This window comes from Allobosea sp. UNC402CLCol, from assembly GCF_000745475.1.
GTDB classification, from domain to species: Bacteria; Pseudomonadota; Alphaproteobacteria; order Rhizobiales; family Beijerinckiaceae; genus Allobosea; species Allobosea spartocytisi.
The window spans coordinates 351,414-374,220 of record NZ_KN050692.1 but is presented as its reverse complement, the minus strand read 5'-3'; the positions used below and the strand labels follow the sequence as shown (position 1 = coordinate 374,220).

General features: G+C 66.7%; 26 protein-coding genes. 10 read left to right on the top strand and 16 right to left on the bottom strand.

Annotated elements, in window-relative coordinates; genetic code table 11:
• Positions 1 to 10: 10 nt before the first annotated feature.
• From GY40_RS24500 to GY40_RS24490, 3 genes are all read left to right on the top strand, one after another.
• Positions 11 to 295 (top strand): hypothetical protein, encoded by a 285-nt coding sequence (locus GY40_RS24500; protein WP_038368030.1) that lies wholly within the window; start codon positions 11 to 13, stop codon positions 293 to 295.
• Between the two features lie 225 nt (positions 296 to 520).
• Entirely contained in the window at positions 521 to 1,243 is a 723-nt protein-coding gene (locus tag GY40_RS24495) for an AzlC family ABC transporter permease (RefSeq protein ID WP_038368028.1), read from the top strand.
• Positions 1,240 to 1,602 (top strand): AzlD domain-containing protein, encoded by a 363-nt coding sequence (locus GY40_RS24490; RefSeq protein ID WP_081925639.1) that lies wholly within the window; start codon positions 1,240 to 1,242, stop codon positions 1,600 to 1,602. Before GY40_RS24495 ends, GY40_RS24490 begins: the two co-directional genes overlap by 4 nt.
• On the opposite strand, the gene GY40_RS24485 is transcribed toward GY40_RS24490, so the two are convergent.
• The 8 genes from GY40_RS24485 to GY40_RS24450 form a co-directional block, all read right to left on the bottom strand.
• On the bottom strand, positions 1,599 to 2,483 hold the full coding sequence (locus GY40_RS24485; RefSeq protein ID WP_051988484.1) for a sigma-70 family RNA polymerase sigma factor: 885 nt from the start codon (positions 2,481 to 2,483) through the stop codon (positions 1,599 to 1,601). The genes GY40_RS24490 and GY40_RS24485 overlap by 4 nt on opposite strands.
• A 22-nt stretch (positions 2,484 to 2,505) precedes the next feature.
• Positions 2,506 to 2,973, bottom strand: a complete 468-nt coding sequence (locus GY40_RS24480; RefSeq protein WP_038368026.1) for a carboxymuconolactone decarboxylase family protein — start codon at positions 2,971 to 2,973, stop codon at positions 2,506 to 2,508.
• Between the two features lie 128 nt (positions 2,974 to 3,101).
• Positions 3,102 to 3,566: a carboxymuconolactone decarboxylase family protein gene (locus GY40_RS24475; RefSeq protein ID WP_038368023.1), complete on the bottom strand. Its 465-nt coding sequence runs from the start codon at positions 3,564 to 3,566 to the stop codon at positions 3,102 to 3,104.
• A gap of 62 nt (positions 3,567 to 3,628) precedes the next feature.
• The gene (locus tag GY40_RS24470; RefSeq protein ID WP_038368020.1) at positions 3,629 to 4,057 is read right to left on the bottom strand and encodes an HIT family protein; all 429 of its coding nucleotides are present in this window, start codon (positions 4,055 to 4,057) and stop codon (positions 3,629 to 3,631) included.
• Between the two features lie 88 nt (positions 4,058 to 4,145).
• A complete protein-coding gene (locus tag GY40_RS24465; RefSeq protein ID WP_038368017.1) occupies positions 4,146 to 4,916 on the bottom strand; it encodes a 2'-5' RNA ligase family protein in 771 nt (256 codons plus the stop codon).
• Positions 4,909 to 6,147: a GNAT family N-acetyltransferase gene (locus GY40_RS24460; protein ID WP_038368015.1), complete on the bottom strand. Its 1,239-nt coding sequence runs from the start codon at positions 6,145 to 6,147 to the stop codon at positions 4,909 to 4,911. The genes GY40_RS24465 and GY40_RS24460 overlap by 8 nt, the downstream gene beginning before the upstream one ends.
• On the bottom strand, positions 6,144 to 6,923 hold the full coding sequence (locus GY40_RS24455) for a glycerophosphodiester phosphodiesterase family protein (RefSeq protein ID WP_038368012.1): 780 nt from the start codon (positions 6,921 to 6,923) through the stop codon (positions 6,144 to 6,146). Before GY40_RS24455 ends, GY40_RS24460 begins: the two co-directional genes overlap by 4 nt.
• Positions 6,923 to 7,396: a RidA family protein gene (locus GY40_RS24450; protein WP_038368770.1), complete on the bottom strand. Its 474-nt coding sequence runs from the start codon at positions 7,394 to 7,396 to the stop codon at positions 6,923 to 6,925. The genes GY40_RS24455 and GY40_RS24450 overlap by 1 nt, the downstream gene beginning before the upstream one ends.
• A gap of 192 nt (positions 7,397 to 7,588) precedes the next feature.
• On the opposite strand from GY40_RS24450, the gene GY40_RS24445 reads away from it, so the two are divergent.
• Entirely contained in the window at positions 7,589 to 8,455 is an 867-nt protein-coding gene (locus tag GY40_RS24445) for a cell envelope integrity EipB family protein (RefSeq protein WP_197062814.1), read from the top strand.
• Here the strand turns inward: GY40_RS24445 and GY40_RS24440 are convergent.
• On the bottom strand, positions 8,412 to 9,758 hold the full coding sequence (locus tag GY40_RS24440) for a DNA polymerase IV (protein ID WP_081925637.1): 1,347 nt from the start codon (positions 9,756 to 9,758) through the stop codon (positions 8,412 to 8,414). The genes GY40_RS24445 and GY40_RS24440 overlap by 44 nt on opposite strands.
• A complete protein-coding gene (locus GY40_RS24435; protein ID WP_038368007.1) occupies positions 9,759 to 10,055 on the bottom strand; it encodes a DUF3572 domain-containing protein in 297 nt (98 codons plus the stop codon).
• Between the two features lie 131 nt (positions 10,056 to 10,186).
• Here GY40_RS24435 and GY40_RS24430 point away from each other — a divergent pair, with 131 nt between their 5' ends.
• Both GY40_RS24430 and GY40_RS24425 read left to right on the top strand, forming a co-directional pair.
• Positions 10,187 to 10,555: a response regulator gene (locus GY40_RS24430; protein WP_038368004.1), complete on the top strand. Its 369-nt coding sequence runs from the start codon at positions 10,187 to 10,189 to the stop codon at positions 10,553 to 10,555.
• A gap of 15 nt (positions 10,556 to 10,570) precedes the next feature.
• On the top strand, positions 10,571 to 11,947 hold the full coding sequence (locus GY40_RS24425) for a PleD family two-component system response regulator (RefSeq protein ID WP_038368002.1): 1,377 nt from the start codon (positions 10,571 to 10,573) through the stop codon (positions 11,945 to 11,947).
• Between the two features lie 396 nt (positions 11,948 to 12,343).
• Here the strand turns inward: GY40_RS24425 and GY40_RS27810 are convergent, their stop codons facing one another.
• From GY40_RS27810 to rnr, 6 genes are all read right to left on the bottom strand, one after another.
• Positions 12,344 to 12,487: a hypothetical protein gene (locus GY40_RS27810; protein ID WP_156116072.1), complete on the bottom strand. Its 144-nt coding sequence runs from the start codon at positions 12,485 to 12,487 to the stop codon at positions 12,344 to 12,346.
• Positions 12,488 to 12,580: 93 nt separating this feature from the next.
• Complete coding sequence (locus GY40_RS27805) at positions 12,581 to 12,805, bottom strand: hypothetical protein (protein WP_156116071.1); 225 nt, start codon at positions 12,803 to 12,805, stop codon at positions 12,581 to 12,583.
• Between the two features lie 390 nt (positions 12,806 to 13,195).
• Entirely contained in the window at positions 13,196 to 13,363 is a 168-nt protein-coding gene (gene rpmG, locus GY40_RS24415; protein WP_038367996.1) for a 50S ribosomal protein L33, read from the bottom strand.
• Positions 13,364 to 13,531: 168 nt separating this feature from the next.
• Positions 13,532 to 14,266, bottom strand: coding sequence for an NUDIX hydrolase (locus GY40_RS24410; protein WP_038367992.1), 735 nt, complete (start codon positions 14,264 to 14,266; stop codon positions 13,532 to 13,534).
• A complete protein-coding gene (locus tag GY40_RS24405) occupies positions 14,263 to 14,709 on the bottom strand; it encodes a DUF983 domain-containing protein (protein ID WP_038367989.1) in 447 nt (148 codons plus the stop codon). Before GY40_RS24405 ends, GY40_RS24410 begins: the two co-directional genes overlap by 4 nt.
• Positions 14,706 to 17,033, bottom strand: a complete 2,328-nt coding sequence (gene rnr, locus GY40_RS24400; protein WP_051988483.1) for a ribonuclease R — start codon at positions 17,031 to 17,033, stop codon at positions 14,706 to 14,708. Before rnr ends, GY40_RS24405 begins: the two co-directional genes overlap by 4 nt.
• 632 nt (positions 17,034 to 17,665) lie before the next feature.
• On the opposite strand from rnr, the gene urtA reads away from it, so the two are divergent.
• From urtA to urtD, 4 genes are all read left to right on the top strand, one after another.
• Positions 17,666 to 18,955, top strand: a complete 1,290-nt coding sequence (urtA, locus tag GY40_RS24395) for an urea ABC transporter substrate-binding protein (RefSeq protein WP_248311271.1) — start codon at positions 17,666 to 17,668, stop codon at positions 18,953 to 18,955.
• Positions 18,956 to 19,154: 199 nt separating this feature from the next.
• Complete coding sequence (gene urtB, locus GY40_RS24390; RefSeq protein WP_156116070.1) at positions 19,155 to 20,774, top strand: urea ABC transporter permease subunit UrtB; 1,620 nt, start codon at positions 19,155 to 19,157, stop codon at positions 20,772 to 20,774.
• Positions 20,771 to 21,910 carry an urea ABC transporter permease subunit UrtC gene (gene urtC, locus GY40_RS24385; protein WP_038367987.1) on the top strand — a complete coding sequence of 380 codons (1,140 nt, stop codon included), beginning with the start codon at positions 20,771 to 20,773 and terminating at the stop codon, positions 21,908 to 21,910. Before urtB ends, urtC begins: the two co-directional genes overlap by 4 nt.
• Positions 21,911 to 21,915: 5 nt before the next feature.
• Positions 21,916 to 22,680, top strand: a complete 765-nt coding sequence (gene urtD / locus GY40_RS24380) for an urea ABC transporter ATP-binding protein UrtD (protein ID WP_038368765.1) — start codon at positions 21,916 to 21,918, stop codon at positions 22,678 to 22,680.
• Positions 22,681 to 22,807: the final 127 nt, after the last annotated feature.

Sequence of the window (22,807 nt, the reverse complement as noted above, 5' to 3'; positions counted from 1 at the left end):
GCGTTAAGACGTGCTGTTCAGACGGAAGACTGCGACGCTGGCGACCGAGACCGGCGAGGTCGCGACCGAAACCGCCGCGCCACCGCCGCGGCAGAAGGAAAAGCTCGGCTGGTTCGAGAAGCGCAGCCGCCGCCGGCGGCGGCGCATTATCTTCGAGGAGGTGCTGGGCTGGATCCTGGTCCCGGCCTTCATCTATCTGATCTATCTCGGCATCAAGTCGGTCGGCGGCATCCCCAAGGAGCTGGTCGACTTCGCCAACGAGCTGATCGCCATGGCCCTGAAGGGCAAGGGCTGAGGCGGCGCCGTCATCCCGCGCGCGGCGAAGCCATGGCTCGTCGCTGAACCCTGCGGCTGTGCGGTGCTCGCGGATTCCGCTTCGCCGCCTGGTTCCCTTTGCAACTACCGCAGGGCAGGCCGGCTTGCTGATGTCTATGCAAGCGTCGGCTGCGTGAACGATAGAGGAGGGGGCTCCGGATTCGCCGGGACCTGAACCCTCCCGAGCCTTCCCGCCGATGACCGCATGAGCGTATCCGCCGATTGGAGCTGGCAGCGCGTCGCGTTGGCCGGCATGCGCGATGCGCTGTCGCTGCCGGCCTGGATCGTCGGCTTCGGCCTGGTCGGCATCGGCTCGCTGGCGCGCGATGTCGGCTACCCCGTCGGCAGCGCGGTCCTCTCCACCATTCTCGTCTGGGCCGGCCCCTCTCAGGTGCTGTTCTTTGCCTCGATCGCGGCGGGCGCGGCCTGGAGCGCGATCGCCATCGCGATCGGCTTTGCGTCGCTGCGCTTCCTGCCGATGACGGTCGCGATCCTGCCCTTGCTGCGCCGCCCCGGCCAGAGCGTCTGGCTGCAGCTCCTGCTGGCGCATTACGTCGCCGTCACCGCCTGGACCGAGGGCCTGCGGCGGCTGCCGGCGATCCCGCTGCACCAGCGCGTTCCCTATTTCCTCGCCTTCGCCAACACCTGCATGGCGGTGAGCGCGCTCGGCACCTTCGCGGGCTATTATCTCGTCGGGGCGCTGCCCTTGCCGTTCGCCGCCGGGCTGCTCTGCCTCACGCCGATCTTCTTCCTCGTCTCGCTCACGGCGGGGCTGCGCCATCGCGGCGATGTGGTCGCGTTGATCCTCGGCCTCGTGCTGGCCCCGATCTGCGAGCGCTTCATCGGCGGCGGCTTCGACCTCATCGTGGCCGGACTCGTCGCCGGGACCATCGCGCTCTTCGTCGGCAAAAGGCGAAAGACGGCATGACCCAGCCCATCGCCTGGCTCGACGGGCCGTATTGGCCCTATCTCGCGCTCTTTCTGTTCGCGGTGCTGCCGACGGAGATCTGGCGCTGGCTCGCCGTGGTCTTCGCACGCGGGCTCGGTGCCGAATCGGCTCTGCTCGACTGGGTCCGCGCCGTTGCAACCGCGCTGCTCGCCGGCATTGTCGCCAAGCTCATCGTCTCGCCGCCGGGTGCGCTGGCCCACGCACCGCTGCTGATACGGATCACGGCGCTGGCCGCCGCCGTCGCCGTCATGGCGATCGATCGGCGGCGCATGATGCTCGCGGTTCTGATGGGGGAGGCGGTGCTGATCGGTGGCGTCTGGCTGTTCGGAGCGGTCTAGCTGCCTTTGAGGCGGTCGCGCACCGGGCCGAGCTTGTCCGGGTTGCGGATGACGTAGATCGCATGGACCTGGCCATCGCGGATATCGAGCACCACGGCCTGCTCGGTGTCGGTTTCCACGCTGATATAGCCGGGCATCTCGTTGATCAGCACCGGCTCGTAGCGTGGAGCGAAACCCTGCTGCTCCGGCTTGCGGGCGAGGCCGGCGAAGAAGCGGCCGATCTTGTCGCGCCCGAAGATCGGGTTGAGCACCGAGCTCGCCTTGCCGCCGCCGTCGCCATGCAACACCGCATCCTGTGCGAGCAGCCCCTTCAGGGCTGTGGGATCGGTGCTGTGGGCCGCTTCGAAGAAGGCGATGGCGTAGCGGCGGGCCTCGTCCGGCGAGAGCGGGTGGCGGGGGGCATCCTGCCGCGCATGCCGGCGCGCCCGCGAGACGAGCTGCCGGCACGCCGCCTCGCTGCGCCCCAGCGTGTCGGCGATGTCGGAGAACGGCACGTCGAACACGTCGTGCAGCAGGAACGCGGCGCGCTCGAGCGGCGACAATCGCTCCAGGGCGAGCTGCAGCACATAGGGAATGTCGAGATTGTCCTCGTCGCGGGAAGGGCCGCCGATCTCCTCGATCAGCGGTTCCGGCAACCAGGCTCCGACATAGTTCTCACGCCGCCGCCGGGCCGATTTCATCAGGTCGAGGCAAAGCCGCGTCACCACGCGCCCGAGCCAGGCGCGCGGGTTCGCCAGCGCTTCGGGCGCGGATTCGTGCCAGCGCAGCCAGGCATCCTGCACCACATCCTCGGCGTCGCTGAGCGAGCCGAGCATGCGGTAGGCGAGGCGCATCAGATAGGGCCGATGAAGCTCGAAGCCGGCGGCGGTGGCGTCCGTCATGAAATCCCGTGTATACGGATTCCTAGGCTGCCGCAGCCTTCGGCGCCCTGTCATTGGGATGGTGCAAACGGAAGCCGATCGCGATCCGATTCCAGACATTGATCGCGCCGATCAGCAGGGTGAGCTTCACCATTTCCTCCCCGCTGAAATGGCGCAAGGCTTCTTCATAATCGGCATCCGGCGCATGGGTCTGCGACACCAGCGTCAGCGCCTCGGTCCAGGTCAGGGCGGCGCGCTCGCGTGGCGTATAGAGCGCGGATTCATGCCAGGCGCTCAGCAGGTAGAGCCGGGCCTCGCTCTCGCCGGCCTTGCGAGCGTCGGCGGAGTGCATGTGCAGGCAATAGGCGCAGCCGTTGATCTGCGAGGCCCGCATTTTCACGAGCTCGATCAGGCTGTGCTCGAGGCCGGAATTCGCGACCGCCTCCTCGAGCGCCATCATCGGCTTCAATGCATCGGGGGCGGTCGTATAGGGGTTGAGGCGCTTGTTCATGGCGGTTCTCGCTGGCATCGGACCGAAAAGTGGAAGCCACTTTTCGGGGAAATCCGATGAGATGACAGAGATAGCGGTTGCCGGCCCGCAGGTTCTGCCTGTGGGCCGATCCGGTCAAGGCGTGAGCGTCAGGCGGCGGCCTTCGCCGGCTTGTCGGCCGGATGGCGCGTACGGAAGCCGGCATTGATCCGGTTCCAGCTGTTGATCGCGCCGATGGCGAGCGACAGGTCGACGCATTCCTTCTCGCTGAAATGCGCACGCAGCTCCGCGAAGGCCTCGTCGCTCGGCGCACCTTGCGAGAGCCGGGTCAGCGCCTCCGTCCAGGCCAACGCCGCACGCTCGCGCGGGGTGTAGAGGTCCGATTCGTGCCAGGCGTCGAGCAAATAGAGCCGGGCCTCGGTCTCGCCGGCCTTGCGCGCATCGGCGGCGTGCATGTGCAGGCAATAGGCGCAAGCGTTGATCTGCGACGCCCGCATCTTCACCAGCTCGAGCAGGCTGTGCTCCAGCCCACATTCATTGATGTAGGTCTGCGTCTTCAGCATCGCGTCGATCGCGCCGGGCGCGGCCTGAAAGGCGTTGAGGCGTTGGCTCATGGTTCGTCTCCATCAGTTGATGAAGACAGGACGAGGCAGCCCGCGCCGCTGTGACATGCTCCTCAGGAATTTTTCAGCGCGGCGCGAATCTTTTCGGCATGGGCGGCGAGGATCTCCGGCTTTTCCATCGCGCCGGTATGGGGCCTGAGCGCCACGCCCTCGAAGCGCGGCATGACATGGACATGCAGGTGGAACACGACCTGGCCGCCGGCCGACTCGTTGAACTGCTGGATGGTGAGTCCGTCGGCGTCGAAGGCGGCCTTCACGGCATGCGAGAGCTTCTGCGTCGTCAGCGCGACGGCCTTCAGCGCCTCGGGCGGGGCGTCGAAGATGTTGCGGCAGGGGGCTTTCGGGAGCACCAGCACATGCCCGTCGGCGCGCGGCATGATGTCCATGATCGCGAGCGTCTCGGCGTCCTCGTAGACGGTCTGGGAGGGCAGTTCGCCACGCAGGATCTTGGCGAAGACATTGGACGGGTCATAGGCGCTCATGGCGGGTCCGGCTGGTTCGACGAAGGTGTCGCAACCTGTGGCCCGGCCGCCGGGGCGTCAAGGCCGCGGGGCCGCCGGCGCCCCTGCGTCAACCGCCGAGCGGCAGTGTCTCCGTGATCTGCGAGTCGAGCACGAGATCGTCGTTGGCGCCGAGCAGCCAGAGCTCGCGCAGGGTGAATCGCAGCAGCGCCACGTCCCGCCAGCGTTCGATGAGAGCGGCGAGGGCGGCCGTCTCCGCCGCATCGAGATCCTCGGTCAGATTGTAGAGCCCGACGAGCCAGAGATCGCCCGGCGGCCGTCCGAAGGCCGCCTGGACCTTGTGCAGCATGTTCACCCCGTCCTGCTTCTGCGGATAGACGGGAAGATAGAGGCGCCCGCGATTGACGTTTCCGGAGAACAGCCCGCGCAGCTCGACCGCGAAAGGACCAGTCCCGGCCAGCGCCCGGCGGGTTTCAGGCGCGATGGCGGGCGGCTTGTCGATGCCAAGCGAACCGCAGATGGTCGCGTGCAGCTTGTCGCGTCGCCTCGGAAGCAGGTCCCAGGCGATCTTGCCGGCGAAGGGAGCCGCTTTCAGCGCGCTTTGCAGTTCGCGGAAGGCCGGTGAGGCTTGCAGGGTCGCGTCGTCGACCGGCAGCACCAGCGAGAACACGCGCGGATGCCGGCCCATCTCGTAGAACTTGCCGTCCTGGCAGGGAATGACGCGCGGATGGTCCGGCGCCACCAGCGGCAGATGCGCCAGTCGGTAGCTCTCGTCGAGCGTCAGGGGTTGCGAGAAATCGCTCAGGCTGCGGCGATAGCCGAGCTCGGCGTCCGTGCAGAACAGCAGCGGGCTCGCAGGCTCGACGGGGCCGTCAGTCATTGTCGCCCTCTGCCTTCCGAAACGGTCCGTCCGCCTCCAGCGCCGCCTGCGCGGCTGCGATCTCCGCGCGTTCCTGCGCCAGATAGTTCGCGACCGGCCGGCGCAGGCCGGGATCGGCGATGTGATGCAGCGAGCGGGTGATGACCGGCCGGTAGCCGCGCGCCAGCTTGTGCTCGCCCTGCGCCCCGGCCTCGACCCGGGCGAGCCCATGCGCGATCGCGTAGTCGATGGCCTGATGGTAGCAGACCTCGAAATGCAGGAAGGGATGATCCTCGATGCAGCCCCAGTTGCGGCCGTAGAGCGTGTTGGCGCCACGGAAATTGATCGCGCCGGCGATGTAGCGCCCGGCCCGCTTCGCCATGATCAGCACGACCCGCTCGCCCATCGCTGCGCCGACCCGCGAGAAGAATTCCCGGTTGAGATAGGGCCGGCCCCATTTGCGCGAGCCGGTGTCCTCATAGAAGCCGTGGAAATCGTCCCAGACGGCTTCCGTCAGGTCGGAGCCCGACAGAGCCTCGATGGTGATGCCGGCCGAAACCGCCTCGCGCCGCTCGCGCTTCAGCGCCTTGCGCTTGCGCGAGGCCAGCGTGGCGAGGAAGTCGTCATAGCCCGCGAAGCCGCCATTTTGCCAGTGGAACTGCAGATCGTTGCGCTCGAGATAGCCGGCCTGCTTCAGCGCCGTGACGTCGGGCTCCTGCGCGAAGGTGACATGGACGGAGGAGGCCTGCGTCTGCCCGCGCAGCGCCTCCAGCCCGGCGATCAAGGCTGCGCGCGCCTCTTCGGCGCGCGGCGTATCGGCGACGAGCAGGCGGGGGCCGGTCGCAGGCGTGAAGGGCGCCGCGACCTGGAGCTTGGGGTAGTAGCGCCCTCCGGCGCGCTCATAGGCATCGGCCCAGCCATGATCGAAGACATATTCGCCCTGGCTGTGGCTCTTCAGGAAGCTGGGACTCGCGGCGAGGATCTGCCCGCTCTCGTCCTCGACGACCAGATAGGCCGGCGACCAGCCCGAGCGGCCGCCGATGCAGCGACTCTCTTCCAGCGCGCTCAGGAATTCATGGCTGACGAAGGGGTTGTCGCGGTCGATGCCGGTTTCCGCGGATGGGGAGCAGGGCGCCGCGAGGGCGTCCTGCAAGGCATGAGGATTGGCGCAGGCGTTCCACGCGCCGGCGGGCACGGCTTTGAGCGAGGTCGCAACGCGGACGCTGAGACTGTCGCCCGGGCCGTCGCTCAAGGGCGAAAGCCCTCGAACACCATCTGGTCGGCGAAATCGGCCGCCCGCTGCCGTTCCTCCGGGGTGCGTACCGTCCAGCTCATCAGCGGCATCCCGATGACGTTGCGGCAGAGATAGGGCGCGGCGCTTTCGAGGTCCGTGACCTTCCAGGAGAGGAAGTGCGGCTGGCTTTCGGTGAAGTGGAGGAGATTGGCGAGCGCATGCTTTCGTTCGGGCGAGAGCTTGTCGTAATCGCCGTAATCATAGGCGTTCATCGCGACGATTCCGCGGGGGATCTGCGGCGCGAGCGTGCGCAAGGCGGTCACGATCTCGGGATCGAAGGATTTGATCACGATCGGCTGGCCCGCATGACCGGTCAGGACCTCCGCCGTGCGCCGGGTCAGGGCGAGATTGCCGTCGAAGCGGCTCTTGATCTCGATGACGAGCGGGACCCGGCCGCCGATCAGGTCGAGGAAGGCGGAGAGCGTCAGGATCGGGTCGCTCGAACCCTTGAGCGTGATCTTGCCGAGTTCGGCCGCCGTCTTCGCCACGACCGCCCCGGTCTCGCCCGTCAACCGGTCGAGCACGAAGTCGTGGAACACCACCGCCTCGCCGTCGGCGGTGAGCTGCACGTCGCATTCGATGCCGAAGCCGCCAGCGATGGCCGCCTTCGCCGCCGAGGGGCTGTTCTCGATCACGCCGGCGGAGAGATCGTGCAGGCCGCGATGGGCGATCGGCTTCGCCACCAGCCAGCCGAGATCGGGCCGGCTGGCGCCCTTTGCGAGGCCGGCGCTCATCAGGCGATCTCGAACATGGCTTCGACTTCGACCGCGGCATCGGCCGGCAATTCGGCGACGCCGACCGTCGAGCGGGCATGACGGCCCTTGTCGCCGAGAACCTCGACCATCAGGTCCGACGCGCCGTTCATGATCGCCGGCAGGGCGGAGAAATGCGGGGCGGCGTTGATGAAGCCGCCGAGGCGGACGCAGCGCACGATCCGGCCGAGATCGCCGTCGAGCGCGGCTTTCGCCTGGGCGAGCACGTTGATGGCGCAGAGCCGTGCCGCTTCCAACCCCGCCTCGTTGAAGATCTCGGCGCCGAGCTTGCCCTTGTGCTTGTCGGAGAGCTTGCCGTCGAGGCCGAAGCAGAGCTGGCCGGAGATGACCAGCAGCTTGCCCGTGATGACGTAGGGCACGTAATTGGCGATCGGCGCGGCCGGTGTCGGAAGGGTGATGCCGAGTTCGGCGAGCTTGGTATCGACGACGTTCATGGTCTTGGCTCCGTCTGGCTGCGCGAACGAGGGCAGGGGCCTTTCATGGCCGATGGCCGGACGGCTCGCAAGCGCCGCGGCATGCCGCGCGGGCAGGTCTGCCACGGCACGGAAGCCGAGGCGTTTCGCCTTGTTTGCGCCATTGCCGCAATGCACCTAGATTTCGCTGACAGGAAGCGGACAAGCGACATCATGAGCGGAAGTCTATTCGGCCTTGCGGGGCGGGTTTGCGTGGCGGCGCTGCTGCTGGCGGGCGGGGCGCAGGCCCAGAGCGCCTCGCAGGACAAGGCCGCGCCGAAGGGCAATGCGGCCGACCGGGTGGTGCTGGCGCCGCATCGCGCCGTCTACGACCTCGTTCTCGACGGCGCCAAGCCGTCCGGCAACATCGAGGCGGCGAAGGGCCGCATCGCCTTCGAGTTCACCGGCGACGCCTGCGAGGGCTACGCGCTTTCGTTCCGGCAGGTGACGCAGCTCGGCACCGAGGCCGGCCCGCGCGTCGTCGATGCCCGCACCACCAGCTTCGAGGCCGGCGACGGCGCGAGCTACCGTTTCAAGACGGAAAGCTCGTCGGGCGGCGCCCAGCCCGAAACGGTCGACGGCACGGCCGAGAAGGCCGGCGGCGGCTATGAGGTCAAGCTGCGCCAGCCCAAGGCCGAGGCCTATCGCGAGCCGAACGACGCCCTTTTCCCCAATGCGCAGATGAAGGCGGTGATCCAGGCCGCGCGCGCCGGCAAGACCACGCTGAACGTGCGGCTCTATGACGGCGCCAACAGCGGCAAGGAGGTCTACGACACGCTCTCGATCATCGGGAAGCGCATCGAGGCCGCGCCGTCCGAGAAGCCGTTGCAGCGTCCGGAATTCGAGAAGATCGCCCGCTGGCCGGTTTCGATCTCCTACTACAAGGTCGGCGCAGGCGAATCGACGCCGTCCTACACCATCTCCTTCGAGCTCTACGAGAACGGCGTCACCGGCGCGATCCATCTCGATTACGGCAGCTTCGCCCTGCGCGGCACCCTCAGCCGTCTGGACCTTCTTTCTCAGGAGCCTTGCGCGAAATAGCCGGTTCGCTCGACGGACGCTGCGGCAGCCTGAGGTTCAGGCCCCGGCCGATCGAAGCGTCGCCGAAGCGAGCGCGCAGCTTGTCGAGCGCGCCCTCCATGGCCTTCAGCCGAGGCGTGGCGGTGTCGGCGAGATCGCCGTGATCGGCCTCGGCCGGCGGGCTGAAATCGCTCGTGCCGATGCCGATCAGCCGGTAGCGCGGGCCGGTGCATTCCCGCTTCAGCAGGTCGCGCCCGGCGGCGAAAAGCCTGGCGGCGAGCTGGGTCGGCTCCGGCAGCCGGGTCGCGCGGGTGATGCTGTGGAAGCTTGCTGTCTTGAGCTTCAGGGTGATGGTCCGCCCCGCAAGCTCCTGAGCCTTCAGCCGTTTCGACGTCTTCTCGCAGAGCCGCCACAGGATCGGCTCCAGCTCCTCGAAACCTGAGAGATCGACATCCAGGGTCGTCTCGCTGGAGACGCTCTTGGTCTCGCGCTCGGGCGTGACCTTGCGCGGGTCGATGCCGTTGGCGAGCTTCTTCAGCCGCGGCCCGTCCTTGCCGGCGAGACGGAAGAGATTCTCGTCTTGAGCCTCGCGCAGGTCGCCGATCAGCTTGAAGCCCCCCTCCGCGAGCTTGGCGACGCTCGCCGGCCCCATGCCGGGAATGAGCCCGACCGGCTTGTCGGCGAGGAAGGCGACGGCCTCGGCCCGGCCGATGATCGAGAAGCCGCGCGGCTTGTCGAGGTCGGAGGCGACCTTGGCCAGGAACTTCGCATAGGACAGCCCGACCGAGATGGTGATGCCGAGCGTGTCCTCGACGCGCCGGGCAAAGCGCGCCAGCGTCTCGGCGGCGCTGGCATGGTGCAGCCGCTCGGTGCCGGAGAGGTCGAGGAAGGCCTCGTCGATCGAGAGCGGCTCGACCAGCGGCGTGAGCTCCCGCATCATCTGCCGGACCTCGCGGCCGACCGAGACGTATTTCGCCATGTTCGGCTTGACGACGACGGCGTCCGGGCAGGCCTCCAGCGCCTTGAACATCGGCATGGCCGAGCGCACCCCATAGGTGCGGGCGATATAGCAGCAGGTCGAGACGACGCCGCGCTTGCCGCCGCCGACAATCACCGGCTTGTCCTGCAGGCTCGGATCGTCGCGCTTCTCGATCGTGGCGTAGAAGGCGTCGCAGTCGATATGGGCAAGGCTTAAGCGATCGCGCTCGGCGTGGCGGATCAGCCGTGGCGAGCCGCAAGTCGGGCAACGCCGCAGCGGGCCCGCGGCCTCGTGGTCGTTCAGGCAATCGCGGCACAGGCTGCGCACGCGCAAAACCCCGCTCATTCAGGCGAATTCGCCGGGGCCGGGCGCGTCCCCGGCGAGCCGGCGGCGTGCCTCGGCCACGATTTCCGGATTCAGCCTTAAATTTTCGGCAAATTCGAGCAGGAGCGAATCGCTCGATCCGATATGATCAAGCACGGCGGCAAGGAAGCCGGGTTCACCGGCGGCGGCGCGCAAATTCGCGGGATCAAGCCCGGTCGTGGCCAGGAAAGGCCCGATTCGCTCGGGTTCGGCGGCGAGGAAGCCCAGCGCCTGGACCGCCAGCGCCTCGGCGTCGGGAAAGCTTTGTCGCGGTGCCATCGGCCTCGTGTCGCATATTCGATTTGCGTTTCGTCAACTGCTGTCATGCTAGCACATTTAGCGAACGAAGCCGCCAGGCCGAAGCTCCGACGCAAGTCGGATTTTGGCGGCGCAGCACGAAGGGCGGCCGAATGAAGACGGTTCTGATCGTCGAGGACAACGAGCTCAACATGAAGCTCTTCAACGACCTGCTCGAGGCGCATGGCTATGCCACGCTCAAGACCTCGGACGGGATCGAGGCCATCGAGCTGGCCCGTACCCATCGGCCGGACCTGATCCTGATGGACATCCAGCTCCCGGAGGTTTCGGGGCTCGAGGTCACGAAATGGATCAAGGAGGACGACGACCTCAAGGCCATCCCCGTCATCGCCGTCACCGCCTTTGCGATGAAGGGCGACGAGGAGCGCATCCGCGAAGGCGGCTGCGAGGCCTATCTGTCGAAGCCCATCTCGGTAGCGAAATTCCTGGAGACCGTCCGCGCCTATGCCGGCGCAGCCTGAGTCGAAAGCCCTTCCATGTCCGCTCGCGTCCTCATCGTCGATGACGTTCCCGCCAATCTGAAGCTGCTGGAAGCGAAGCTTTCGGCTGAGTATTTCGACGTGCTCACGGCGACGAGCGGCCCTGACGCGCTGGCGATCTGCGAGCGGGGCGAGCCCGACATCGTGCTGCTCGACGTGATGATGCCGGGCATGAACGGCTTCGAGGTCTGCCGCCGCCTGAAGAGCACGCCGGTGACGGCGCATATCCCGGTGGTGATCGTCACGGCGCTCGACCAGCCGCGCGACCGCCTGCAGGGTCTCGATGCCGGGGCCGATGATTTCCTCACCAAGCCGCTCGACGATGTCGCGCTCTTCGCGCGGGTGCGCAGCCTTTCGCGGCTGAAATCCATGACGGACGAGCTGCGCAACCGCGCCGCCGCCTCGCGCCGCCTCGGCATCGCCGATCCTCTGGTGGCGGCCGCCGCCGAAACCGGCCTCAACGGGCGGGTGCTGCTGGTCGAGGACCGCGTCTCGGTCGCCGAGCGCCTGCAGAGCGCGCTTTCGGCCTTCCATCTCGTCGAGGTCGAGCCCGATTCCCAGCGGGCGGCTGTGCGGGCGGCGGAAGAAGATGTCGACGCGGTCCTGATCAGCCTCGACCTGCAGGGGCAGGACGGCTTGCGCCTGTGCAGCCAGCTCCGCTCACTCGACCGCACCCGTGACATCTCGGTGCTGCTGATGGGGGAGGCTGAGGATCGGGGCCGCATCCTGCGCGGGCTCGACATCGGCGCGCATGATTTCCTGATCCGCCCGATCGACCGCAACGAGCTGCTCGCCCGCGTGCGCACGCAGGTGCGCCGCAAGCGTTTCACCGACCGGCTGCGCGACAGCCTGCAATCCTCCATGGAAATGGCGGTGCTGGACCAGCTCACCGGGCTGCATAATCGCCGCTTCATGGACACGCGCCTCGCCGCGATGTTCGACGAATCCGCGCTGAGGGCCCGCGCCCTGTCGGTGATGGTGCTCGATGTCGACCACTTCAAGGTGGTCAACGACAGCTGGGGGCACGATGCCGGCGACGAGGTGCTGAAGGAATTCGCCGACCGGGTGCGCGCCTGCACGCGCGGCATCGATCTCGTCGCGCGCATGGGCGGCGAGGAGGTGGTGGTGGTTCTGCCGGAAACCGGCCCCAAGGCGGCCTATGCCGTGGCGGAGCGCATTCGCGAGCGCGTCGAGAACACGCCCTTCGCCATTTACAACAACAGTCGCGAGATCCCGGTCACGGTCTCGATCGGCGTGGCGAGCCGCAAGGCCGGCGACGCCTCCTCCGCCGATATCGTGAAGCGCGCGGACGACGCGCTCTATCGGGCCAAGGCCAGCGGCCGCAACCGCGTGATTGCCGCCAACGCCGCTTGAGGGCGTTTCCGCATCCAGCGGATGAAGTCTTTCCGCTAAGCCGCTGCGCCGATTCGTGAAACGTGACCTTGAGTCAGTGCGCGCAGCCTCAAGCTTAAGCTTAGCAGGTAAGGTTAAAAATCGATGAACAATGGCGAATCGGTCGTATTCGATTGATTCGTTTCAGTCAGATTGTAAGTGTTTCCGCAACGCAGCGGCATCGCTGCTCGGTAATGCCCCTCGGAGACTCAGGTCCGCCGCATCTCCTGGGAAACCGAAGGGCTCGGCCGGTCGGCAGCGGAATTCTGGCCTCCTCAGAACCGTCGCCGACCGGCCACCTCATCTCCGGTAGCGGTGGCAACAGATAAAGCCGCAAGCCCATGCTTCGCCGCTTTCAGCGCGACGGGAGCAGATAGCCTATCCCGGAAAATAGTGCTGGAAGAGCGCAGGCAGCCAATAGCCGGCGGCAGCGAAGCTTCCAAGCAGGCCGATCAATCCAAGCGCCGCTGCGATTCTCTTGCTGAGAAAGCGCGACGAGTCGATCTCGACGAGCAGCTTCAACAAGTGTCGCGCGAGACCGCTCGTTCTGTGATGCGCCTTCCCATCCTCTTGATTCGCCAAAGAAAGCACTCCGTGATCGGTGCCGGGGAAACTCTAGCGGCGCATGCCAAGCCGAAACAGCGCTGCTCCAGCAAATAGCGTGTCGAGCAGCCGATTAACAGGCTTGCCTGCGAAAGCGTTGCGAGGGGCCGCGTCTTGCGCGGCGCCGGCGCGCTGCAGGCTGACACCAAGCGGCAAGCGTGGCGGCGGAGCCGCCGACGCATCGGCATCGAACGATGGCCCTAAATTCGCCATGCGCTCGACGATGCTGGTGGCCATGAGGCTCCTTGCTGCATCAACTCTCGTCCTCGCTCTGGGTGCTTGCGCGAGCACGCCCGAGCCCATCGTCGAGGATCGCTCTCGCTGCGATGCCTACGGCTTCCAGCGCGGGACGGACGCCTTCGCGAACTGCGTCATGACGGCCGATCGGGATCGCCAGAAGCGGAGCGAGCGACAGTTCGACCGTGGTGGCTATCCCACGTCCCAGGAAGAATAGCCGGGCACTCCATCCCCTGGCGGAGGATGCGGTCGCCGGTGCCGGCTTCACGCGGGTCCGGAGCGGTCGCCGCGGCCTGGCGGATTGTTTTGCGAAGCTCGGGCCACCCGAAAAGCAAAAGCCGCCCTGGCGGGCGGCTTTGCAAAAAGCATCCAGATCCGAAGGCGGGTGCCTTACTTGATCTTGGTTTCCTTGAACTCGACGTGCTTGCGCGCGACCGGGTCGTACTTCTTCTTCGACATCTTCTCGGTCATCGTGCGCGAGTTCTTCTTCGTCACGTAGAAGAAACCGGTGTCGGCGGTCGAAAGCAGCTTGATCTTGATCGTCACGGCCTTGGCCATGGGCTTATCCTCGAACCATGCGGGCCGCGGATGGCCCTCAGAAAAGAAAATGGCCGGGCAGACCCGGCAAACCGTCAGCGCGGGAGATGCCGCAAAGGGCCGGCGAAGTCAAGGAAGAATAGCGTGGCCGGATGTGCGCTTCATCCGGGAATGCGGCCTCGTCGCGCTTCAAAGCTCCTCGCGCACGAAGCTGCCGCGCTTCTCCCAATAGAACGGCACCGGCAGATAGGGCGCGAATCCGCCTGCGATCCGCGCTTCGACCTCCTGGATGATGACCTTGGTGATGCTCGGCAGGTCGAGCGCCTTGGCCTCGTCGAAATCGACCCAGACCAGGTCGGTCAATTCCGAATCGGGTCCCGTCACCCCGTCGATCTTCTTGGCCAGGGCCGAAGCGTCGATGGTAAAGAATCGCGTGTCGAAGCGCTTCGGCCGGCGCGGCGGTGTGATCGCGCGGGCGACGAAGGTGATGGCGGAGAGATCCGGGAACACGCCATGGCCGGCGAACTCGCTCCAGCTCCCCTCGGGCGCCAATTCGGGCACGCCGAATTCGTCCGAGCCGAAGAGCAGGCCGGTTTCCTCGAACGTCTCCCGGACCGCCGCCAGCGCCAGCGCGCGCGCCTTGCTCGCGCTCGGCCGCACAGCGCGCTTGAGCAGCCGGTCCTCGCAGATCTGCGACAATGCGCCGGTCGCCACCATGCGCCGGTCGCCGTCGTCTAGGCGGCCGCCGGGGAAGACATATTTGCCCGGCATGAATTTGTGGCTCTCATGGCGCTTGCCCATCAGCACCTTGGGCCGGGCGTCGTTGCGATCGATGATCAGCATCGTCGCGGCGTCCTTGGGGCGCAGGTTGACGGTGACGCGCGCGCGTTCGGCCTGGGTCAGGGTGACGGTATGGTCGGTCATGGATTGCGTCCGCGGGAAGGCAGGGGCTGGCGCTCGGGCTGATCGGCTTCGCCGCCGAAGCCATGCATCCGCAAGGCCCATTGCAGGCCGATGACGCCTCCCTTCACCGGCTGCATCAGGGCCAGGCAGAGGATGATCGTCAGAGTGGGCCACAGCGCCATGTGCCACCACATCGGCCAGTCGCCGTATTTCTCGGCGAGCAGCAACCCGCCGACCACGACATGGCCGACGATGGTGATGACGATATAGGGCGGCAGGTCGTCGGCGCGCTGGTGGTAAAGGTCCTCGCCGCAAGCCTCGCAGCGGTCGACGGGCTTCAGGAAGGCGCGGAACAGCCGGCCCTCGCCGCAATGCGGGCAGCGGCCCTTGACGCCGCGCGTGATCGCCCCGCGCCAGTCGCGCAGGCCGGCGTCCCCGGCAGGACCGTGAAACTGAACGCTCATCGGCGCCTCTTGCCCGCCCCGCTCTTGCCCGGCCTGGTCTTGCCTGTCCGGCCGAAGGAGGCGGCGGGTCGGCTCGTTCCATATGGCGTGCCGCCACTTCGCTTGCCAGCGCGTCCGGTCGCCACGGTGCGGCCGGCCGAGAGCAGCTCGAAGCGCAGCGCGCCTGCGACCGGCGCCGCCTCGACGAGCTTGACATGGACCTTGTCGCCGAGCCGCCAACTCTCGCCGGTGCGCTCGCCGATCAGCGCATGGGCCGCCTCGTCATAGCGATAGTAGTCGCCGCCCAACGTGGAGGCCGGGACGAAGCCGTCGGCACCGGTGCCGTCGAGCTTCACGAAGAGCCCGGCGCGGTTCACCCCGCCGATGCGCCCGTCGAAGCTCGCGCCGATCTGGTCGGCGAGGAAATGCGCGATCAGCCGGTCGGTGGTCTCGCGCTCGGCCGCCATGGCGCGCCGCTCCGCCGCGGAGATGCGGGTCGCGACCTCGCGCAATTCGGCGAGCGTCACGTTTTTCGGCAGCCCGTCCTCGCCCAGCTTCAGCGCCGTGATCAGGGCGCGATGCACGATCAGGTCGGCATAGCGCCGGATCGGCGAGGTGAAATGGGCGTAGCGGCGTAGATTGAGGCCGAAATGCCCGTAATTCTCCGCGACATATTCGGCCTGCGCCTGGGTCCGCAGCACCACCTCGTTGATCAGCGTCTCGTTTTCCGAGCCCTTGATCATCCCGAGGATGCGGTTGAACAGCACGGGCCTCAGCGCCCCGTCCTTCGGCAGCTTGATGCCGATCGAAGCCAGGACCTCGCCGAGCGCGCGCATCTTCTCGAGCGAGGGCTCGTCATGGCAGCGATAGATCAACAGGCTCCCGGCCTTCTCCAGCGTCTCGGCGGCCGCGACATTGGCGAGGATCATGAACTCCTCGATCAATCGATGCGCCGCCAGCCGTTCCGGCACGATCACGCGCTCGACCGCGCCGTCGGGCTTCAGGACCAGCTTGCGCTCGGGCAGGTCGAGTTCGAGCGGCTGGCGCTGGTCGCGGGCACGCGCCGCGATGCCATAGGCCGCCCAGAGCGGCATCAGCACGCTCTCGCGGATCGGGCCGGTCTTCTCGTCCGGCGTGCCGTCGATGGCGGCCTGCGCCTGCTGGTAGGAAAGCTTCGCCGCCGAGCGCATCAATACGCGATGGAAGGAATGGCTCTTCTTCGAGCCGTCCGCCTTCAGGACGAGCCTGACGGCCAGCGCCGGCCGGTCCTCATGCTCGCGCAGCGAACAGAGATCGTTCGAGATCCGCTCCGGCAGCATCGGCACGACGCGGTCGGGGAAATAGACCGAGTTGCCCCGTTCCAGAGCCTCGCGGTCGAGCGCCGAGCCGGGCCGCACATAGGCCGCGACATCCGCGATGGCCACGGTGACGACGAAGCCGCCGGGGTTGTCGGGGCTCTCGTCCGGCGCGGCGTGGACCGCGTCGTCATGGTCCTTGGCGTCGGCCGGGTCGATGGTGACGAGCGGCAGCTCGCGCCAATCCTCGCGGCCCTTCAGGCTCGCTAGCGGCGCCTCGGCGGCTTCCTTGAGGGCCGCCGGCGGGAATTCATGCGGGATGCCGTGGGCATGGATCGCGATCAGGCTGACGGCGCGCTCCGACTTGAGCGAGCCCAGCCGCTCGCGCACCTGCGCCTCCGGCGGGCCGAAGCGGCTCTCGCGGCGGAGCGAAACCGAGACGAGATCGCCGTCCTCGGCCTCTCCGGTGCGTCCCTTCGGGATGATCGCCTCGCGCCCTTGCGCCTTCTTGTCGATCGGGACGAGCCGGCCGGAACCGTCGGGCAGGGCCCGGAAGATGCCGAGCACGGCGGCCTTCGCCTTGCCCATCACTTTCAGCACATGGCCGGAATAGGCGAAGCCATCGACGCCGCGCAGCCGCGTCAGCTTGAGCAGGACCTGATCGCCGACGCCGGGGGCAGGGCGTGCATCCTTCGGCTTGCGCCGGCCCTCATGCCGGTTCTCGATCAGGATTCGCGGCGGCGCGCCGTCATCGGCTTCGTTCCATTCGAGCGGCTGCGCCACGAGATCGCCGTCGCGATCCCGGGACTTCACCTCGCAGAGCAGGACCGGGGGCAGGGCGCCGCGCGGATGCACCGGGCGCTCCTTGCCGTCGCCGCCGATCTCGCCTTCCTGTTCCATCTCCCGCAGCAGGCGCTTGAGCCAGATCTTGCCGCCCTGGTCGAGGCCGAAGGCACGCGCGATCTCACGCCGCCCGACCTCGCGGCCGGCGGAACGCTCCTCCTCGATGAAATCGAGGATCGCCTCGCGGCTCGGTTCAGGCACGTTCACGGGGCGCCGCTCGTCAGGATGGGAAGGATATGAACCACACCCGACTGTCTGCCACGGCCGGCGAGCAAGTGCCAGCATTCGCGAGACGAAAAGAAGAAGGGCCGCCCTTTCGGACAGCCCTTCCATTGTCGAACCGCGATCCAGCGAACCGGATCAAAGGTGCGAAAACTCACGCGGAACACGAACCCCAGCAAGAAGAGGTCCAGGTCCACCCGCCTTGCACCAGCGGCTGATGACAATGAGACACTGGATCACCTCCTTTCAGTTGTTACCGACCAGATGAGGCTAGGGTGATTCTCGGCTCCACGTAAATGCCAAAAAAAGCGCTGTCCGCTGCGCCGTGAGCGGCGTGTTTGCGGGCTAAATTTCAGGCGGATGGTGCGGTGCGCAATTAGCAGGCAGTGGATTTGCCTGCAAAATGAGCAGAAATGATCGATGTGACCTGATCATTGCGTCGGGGCCCGCCTCTTTCGCAGGAAATGCGGGGTTTGCTGACCTAGCGGCAGAGATTTGCGCGACGACCCGTTCGGTGAGGCCGGTTGGCATGTGGCTTGCGATACCTGCCTTCGGGCCGGGGAGGCCTGTCGGTGCCGATCGCGGCGCCGCTCAACAGGAATATTCGGGAGCAGCCCGTGAACAGCAATCGTCGCGAATTCCTCGGCACCGCGCTCGCAGGCGCCGCTTTCCTCGGTTCCTCCTATCTGCCGGCGGCGGCGCAGCAGGAGACCATCAAGATCGGCATCCTGCACTCGCTCTCGGGCACGATGGCGATCTCCGAGACGACCCTGAAGGACGTCATGCTCATGCTCATCGAGGAGCAGAACAAGAAGGGCGGCGTCCTCGGCAAGAAGCTCGAGGCTGTGGTGGTCGATCCGGCCTCGAACTGGCCGCTCTTCGCCGAGAAGGCGCGCGAGCTGATCACCAAGGACAAGGTCGCGGCCACCTTCGGCTGCTGGACTTCCGTGTCGCGCAAATCGGTGCTGCCGGTCTTCAAGGAGCTCAACAACATCCTGTTCTACCCCGTCCAGTACGAGGGCGAGGAGAGCGAGCGCAACGTCTTCTACACCGGCGCGGCCCCGAACCAGCAGGCGATCCCCGCCGTCGACTATCTCGCCAAGGAGGAGAAGGTCGAGCGCTGGGTGCTCGCCGGGACCGACTATGTCTACCCGCGCACGACCAACAAGATCCTCGAGGCCTATCTCAAATCCAAGGGCGTGAAGCCCGAGGACATCATGATCAACTACACGCCCTTCGGTCATTCCGACTGGCAGACCATCGTCTCCGACATCAAGAAGTTCGGCTCGGCCGGCAAGAAGACGGCCGTGGTCTCGACCATCAACGGCGATGCCAACGTGCCGTTCTACAAGGAGCTCGGCAACCAGGGCATCAAGGCGACCGACATTCCCGTCGTCGCCTTCTCGGTCGGCGAGGAGGAACTTGCCGGCATCGACACCAAGCCGCTCGTCGGCCATCTCGCCGCCTGGAACTATTTCGAGTCGATCAAGACGCCGGAGAACGAGGCCTTCATCAAGCAGTGGCAGGCCTTCACCAAGAACCCGAAGCGCGTCACCAACGACCCGATGGAGGCGCATTACATCGGCTTCAACATGTGGGTGAAGGCGGTCGAGAAGGCCAAGTCGACCGACCCCGACAAGGTCATCGACGCGCTGCCCGGCATCGAGGCGCCGAACCTGACCGGCGGCATCTCGAAGATGCTGCCCAACCACCACATCACCAAGCCGGTCTTCATCGGCGAGATCAAGGATGACGGCCAGTTCGACGTGGTCTGGAAGACCTCCGGCCTCGTTCCGGGCGATGCCTGGTCGAAGGAGCTCGACGGCTCCAAGGATCTGGTCGGCGACTGGGTCGAGAAGAAGTGCGGCAACTTCAACGTCAAGACCAACAAGTGCGGTGGCGCCTGAGATCATGAGGGGGAGGGGCGGCACGGGAAATATCCCGGTCGTCCCTCGTATCTCGCCTCGTATCTCGCCGTTCCATCGCGGTTGCTCGTCCCGCTCCGTCATCCCGGCGGAGCGAAGCCTAGAGGCGGGATCGATGCCTGAGCTTTTCGGGGAAACGCCCGGATCCCGGGTCGCCCTGCGGGCGCCCGGGATGACCTGAATGCGGAAGCCGGTCTTGATGTCCTTCCTTTATCGCCTGCTGCATCTCGGAGTGATCGTCGTCGCACTGGTCGCGGCCTCGATCGCCTCCTTCGCGCAGACTGCCGACGAGGCCTTCACGCGCCTCGCCGCCGACAGCTATTCCGACACGACGCGCGCCGTCGAAATCCTGGTGTCGACCGCCCATCCCAATGCTGCGCTGATCGTCGAAGCCCTGAACGACGGTCGCCTGCTCGCCGGCCCCGGCGGCGTCGTGCTGAAGACCCCGGCCGGTGGCTTCGTCGACGCCAGGACCGGCGCTGCGCTTACCGCCGCTCCGGCGGATGTGAAGACCGTTCGCCTCAACAACGCGGTGCGGCGCACCGTGCAGGCCGCGCTCGGCGGCCTGAGCCTGCTCAATCCTGAACCCGCGAAACGGACTGCCGCGGCCGAAGCGGTCTTCAAGTCGCGCGATGCCAGCCTCCTGCCCATCGTCGAATCCGCCATCGGCAAGGAGACCGATCCGCGCGCGCTCGCCGCCCTGCGCCAGGCCCAGGCCGCGATCCTGATCGCCAAGCCCGATGCCGCCCCGCTCGACCGTCTCGGCGCCATCGACCTGCTGCGCGAGCGCGGCGACCAGGATGCGCTGGCGACGTTGCGCTCGCTCGCGGGCGAGGCGACCCCGGCGCTCAAGGACGCGCAGGCGAGGGCGATCTCCGCCATCGAGGGCCGCCTGCGTCTCTGGGCCATGGCGCAGAACCTCTGGTACGGGCTCTCGCTCGGCTCGGTGCTGCTGCTGGCCGCCATCGGCCTTGCCATCACCTTCGGTGTGATGGGCGTCATCAACATGGCCCATGGCGAGATGGTCATGCTCGGCGCCTACACCACCTTCGTGGTGCAGGAGATCATCCGGGCGAACGCGCCCGGCCTGTTCGACTGGTCGCTGGCCATCGCCTTGCCGGCGGCCTTCATCGTCTCGGGCGCGGTCGGCATCGCCATCGAGCGCGGCGTCATCCGCTTCCTCTATGGCCGGCCGCTCGAAACATTGCTGGCGACCTGGGGCATCAGCCTGATGCTGCAGCAGGCGGTCCGCACCGCCTTCGGCCCGACCAACCGAGAGGTCGGCGCTCCCGCCTTCATGTCCGGCGCCTTCGATCTCGGCGGTCTCGCGATCACCTATAACCGACTCTGGATCATCGTCTTCGCGGGACTGGTCTTCGCGGCGCTGCTCGCCATCCTGAAGCTGACGCCGATGGGGCTGCAGATGCGCGCCGTCACCCAGAACCGCCGCATGGCCTCGGCCATGGGCATCCGCACTGGCCGCATCGACGCGCTGACCTTCGGGCTCGGCTCGGGCGTCGCGGGATTGGCCGGCGTCGCGCTCTCCCAGATCGACAATGTCAGCCCCAATCTCGGCCAGAGCTACATCATCGACTCGTTCATGGTCGTGGTCTTCGGCGGCGTCGGGAACCTATGGGGCACGCTGGTCGGCGCGATGACGCTCGGCGTCGCCAACAAGCTGCTCGAGCCCTATGCCGGCGCGGTGCTCGGCAAGATCGCGCTCTTGGTCTGCATCATCCTCTTCATCCAGAAGCGCCCGCGCGGCCTGTTCGCGCTCAAGGGCCGGGCGGTGGAAGCATGATCACCCGCTTCCTCCTGCAGAAGATGGACCGGCGCGGCGGCATCTTTCTCGCGATCCTGCTCGGTCTGGCCGTGCTGGTGCCGCTCTCGAACCTGCTGCTGCCGGCTTCCTCGCCCTTCCATGTGCCGACCTCGACCATGTCGCTCTGGGGCAAATATCTCTGCTACGCGCTGCTGGCGGTCTCGCTCGATCTGGTCTGGGGCTATTGCGGCATCTTGAGCCTGGGCCACGGCGCCTTCTTCGCGCTCGGCGGTTACGCCATGGGCATGTACCTCATGCGCCAGATCGGCTCGCGTGGCGTCTATGGCAACCCGATCCTGCCCGACTTCATGGTCTTCCTGAACTGGCAGGAATTGCCCTGGTACTGGTACGGCTTTTCGTCCTTCCCCTTCGCCATGCTGATGGTGCTGGCCGTGCCCGGCCTGCTCGCCTTCGTCTTCGGCTGGTTCGCCTTCCGCTCGCGCGTCACCGGCGTCTATCTCTCGATCATCACCCAGGCTCTGACCTATGCGCTGCTGCTCGCCTTCTTCCGCAACGATATGGGCTTCGGCGGCAACAATGGCCTGACCGATTTCAAGGACATCCTCGGCTTCAACATCCAGGCGCAAGCGACTCGTGCCGCTCTGTTTTCCCTGACTTGCGTGATGCTGGCGGTCGGCTTCCTGATCGCGCGCGGCATCGTCGTCTCGAAGCTCGGCAAGGTCGTGATCGCGATCCGGGACGCGGAGTCGCGCACCCGCTTCCTCGGCTACCGGGTCGACCGCTTCAAGCTCTTCGTCTTCACCGTCTCGGCCTGCATGGCGGGCGTGGCAGGCGCGCTCTACGTGCCGCAGGTCGGCATCATCAACCCCAGCGAATTCGCCCCGGCCAACTCGATCGAAACGGTGATCTGGGTCGCGGTCGGCGGCCGCGGCACGCTTGTCGGCGCGGCCTTGGGCGCCGTCGTAGTCAACTGGGCCAAGACCGTCTTCACCTCGGGCTTCATGGCGCCCTATTGGCTCTTCGCGCTCGGCGGCCTCTTCGTGGTGGTGACGCTCTTCCTGCCCAAGGGAATCCTCGGCACGGCCGAGGCGCTGTGGGCGCGCCGCCGCAAGCCCGGCACGACACCGGCCGCCGAGCCGGCTCCGGCGGAGTGATCGCGATGAACGCTCCCGTGCCCGGCGCTTTGACCTCCTCGCTGCTCTATCTCGACGGCGTCAGCGTCTCCTTTGACGGCTTCAAGGCGATCCGCGGACTGTCTCTGACCATAGAACCGGGAGAGATGCGCGCCATCATCGGCCCCAACGGCGCCGGCAAGACCACGATGATGGATATCATCACCGGCAAGACCAAGCCCGATGTCGGCACGGTGATGTTCGGCGGCTCGGTCGATCTCACCAAGCTCGACGAGGCCGCGATCGCCAATCTCGGCATCGGCCGCAAGTTCCAGAAGCCGACGGTGTTCGACTTCCACACCATCGAGGACAACATCCTGCTCGCGCTGAAATCGAAGCGCACGGTCGGGAGGACGCTGTTCTGGAAGACGGAAGAGCCCCAGCAGAAGCGCATCGACGACATCCTCGGCATCGTGAAACTGGCCGACAAGCGCGACCGGCTCGCGGGCTCCCTGTCGCACGGCCAGAAGCAGTGGCTCGAGATCGGCATGCTGCTCGCGCAGGACCCCAAGCTCCTGCTCGTCGACGAGCCCGCCGCCGGCATGACCGATGGCGAGACGGCGCAGACGGCGGTGCTGCTCAAGGAGATCGCCAGGGATCATTCGGTCATCGTGGTCGAGCACGACATGGGCTTCATCCGCGAACTCGGGGTGAAGGTCACGGTCCTGCATGAGGGCTCGGTACTGGCCGAGGGGCCGCTCGATCAGGTCAGCGCCAACGAGCGCGTCGTCGAAGTCTATCTGGGGCGGTGAGATGACGCTGTTCTCATCCGGCTCAGTCCGTCTGCTGATCCTCACCGTCATCCCGGACAAGCCGCGAAGCGGCGCCGATCCGGGATCCATCGGAGGGCTCCGGAGGCTTCCGATGGATCCCGGAGTT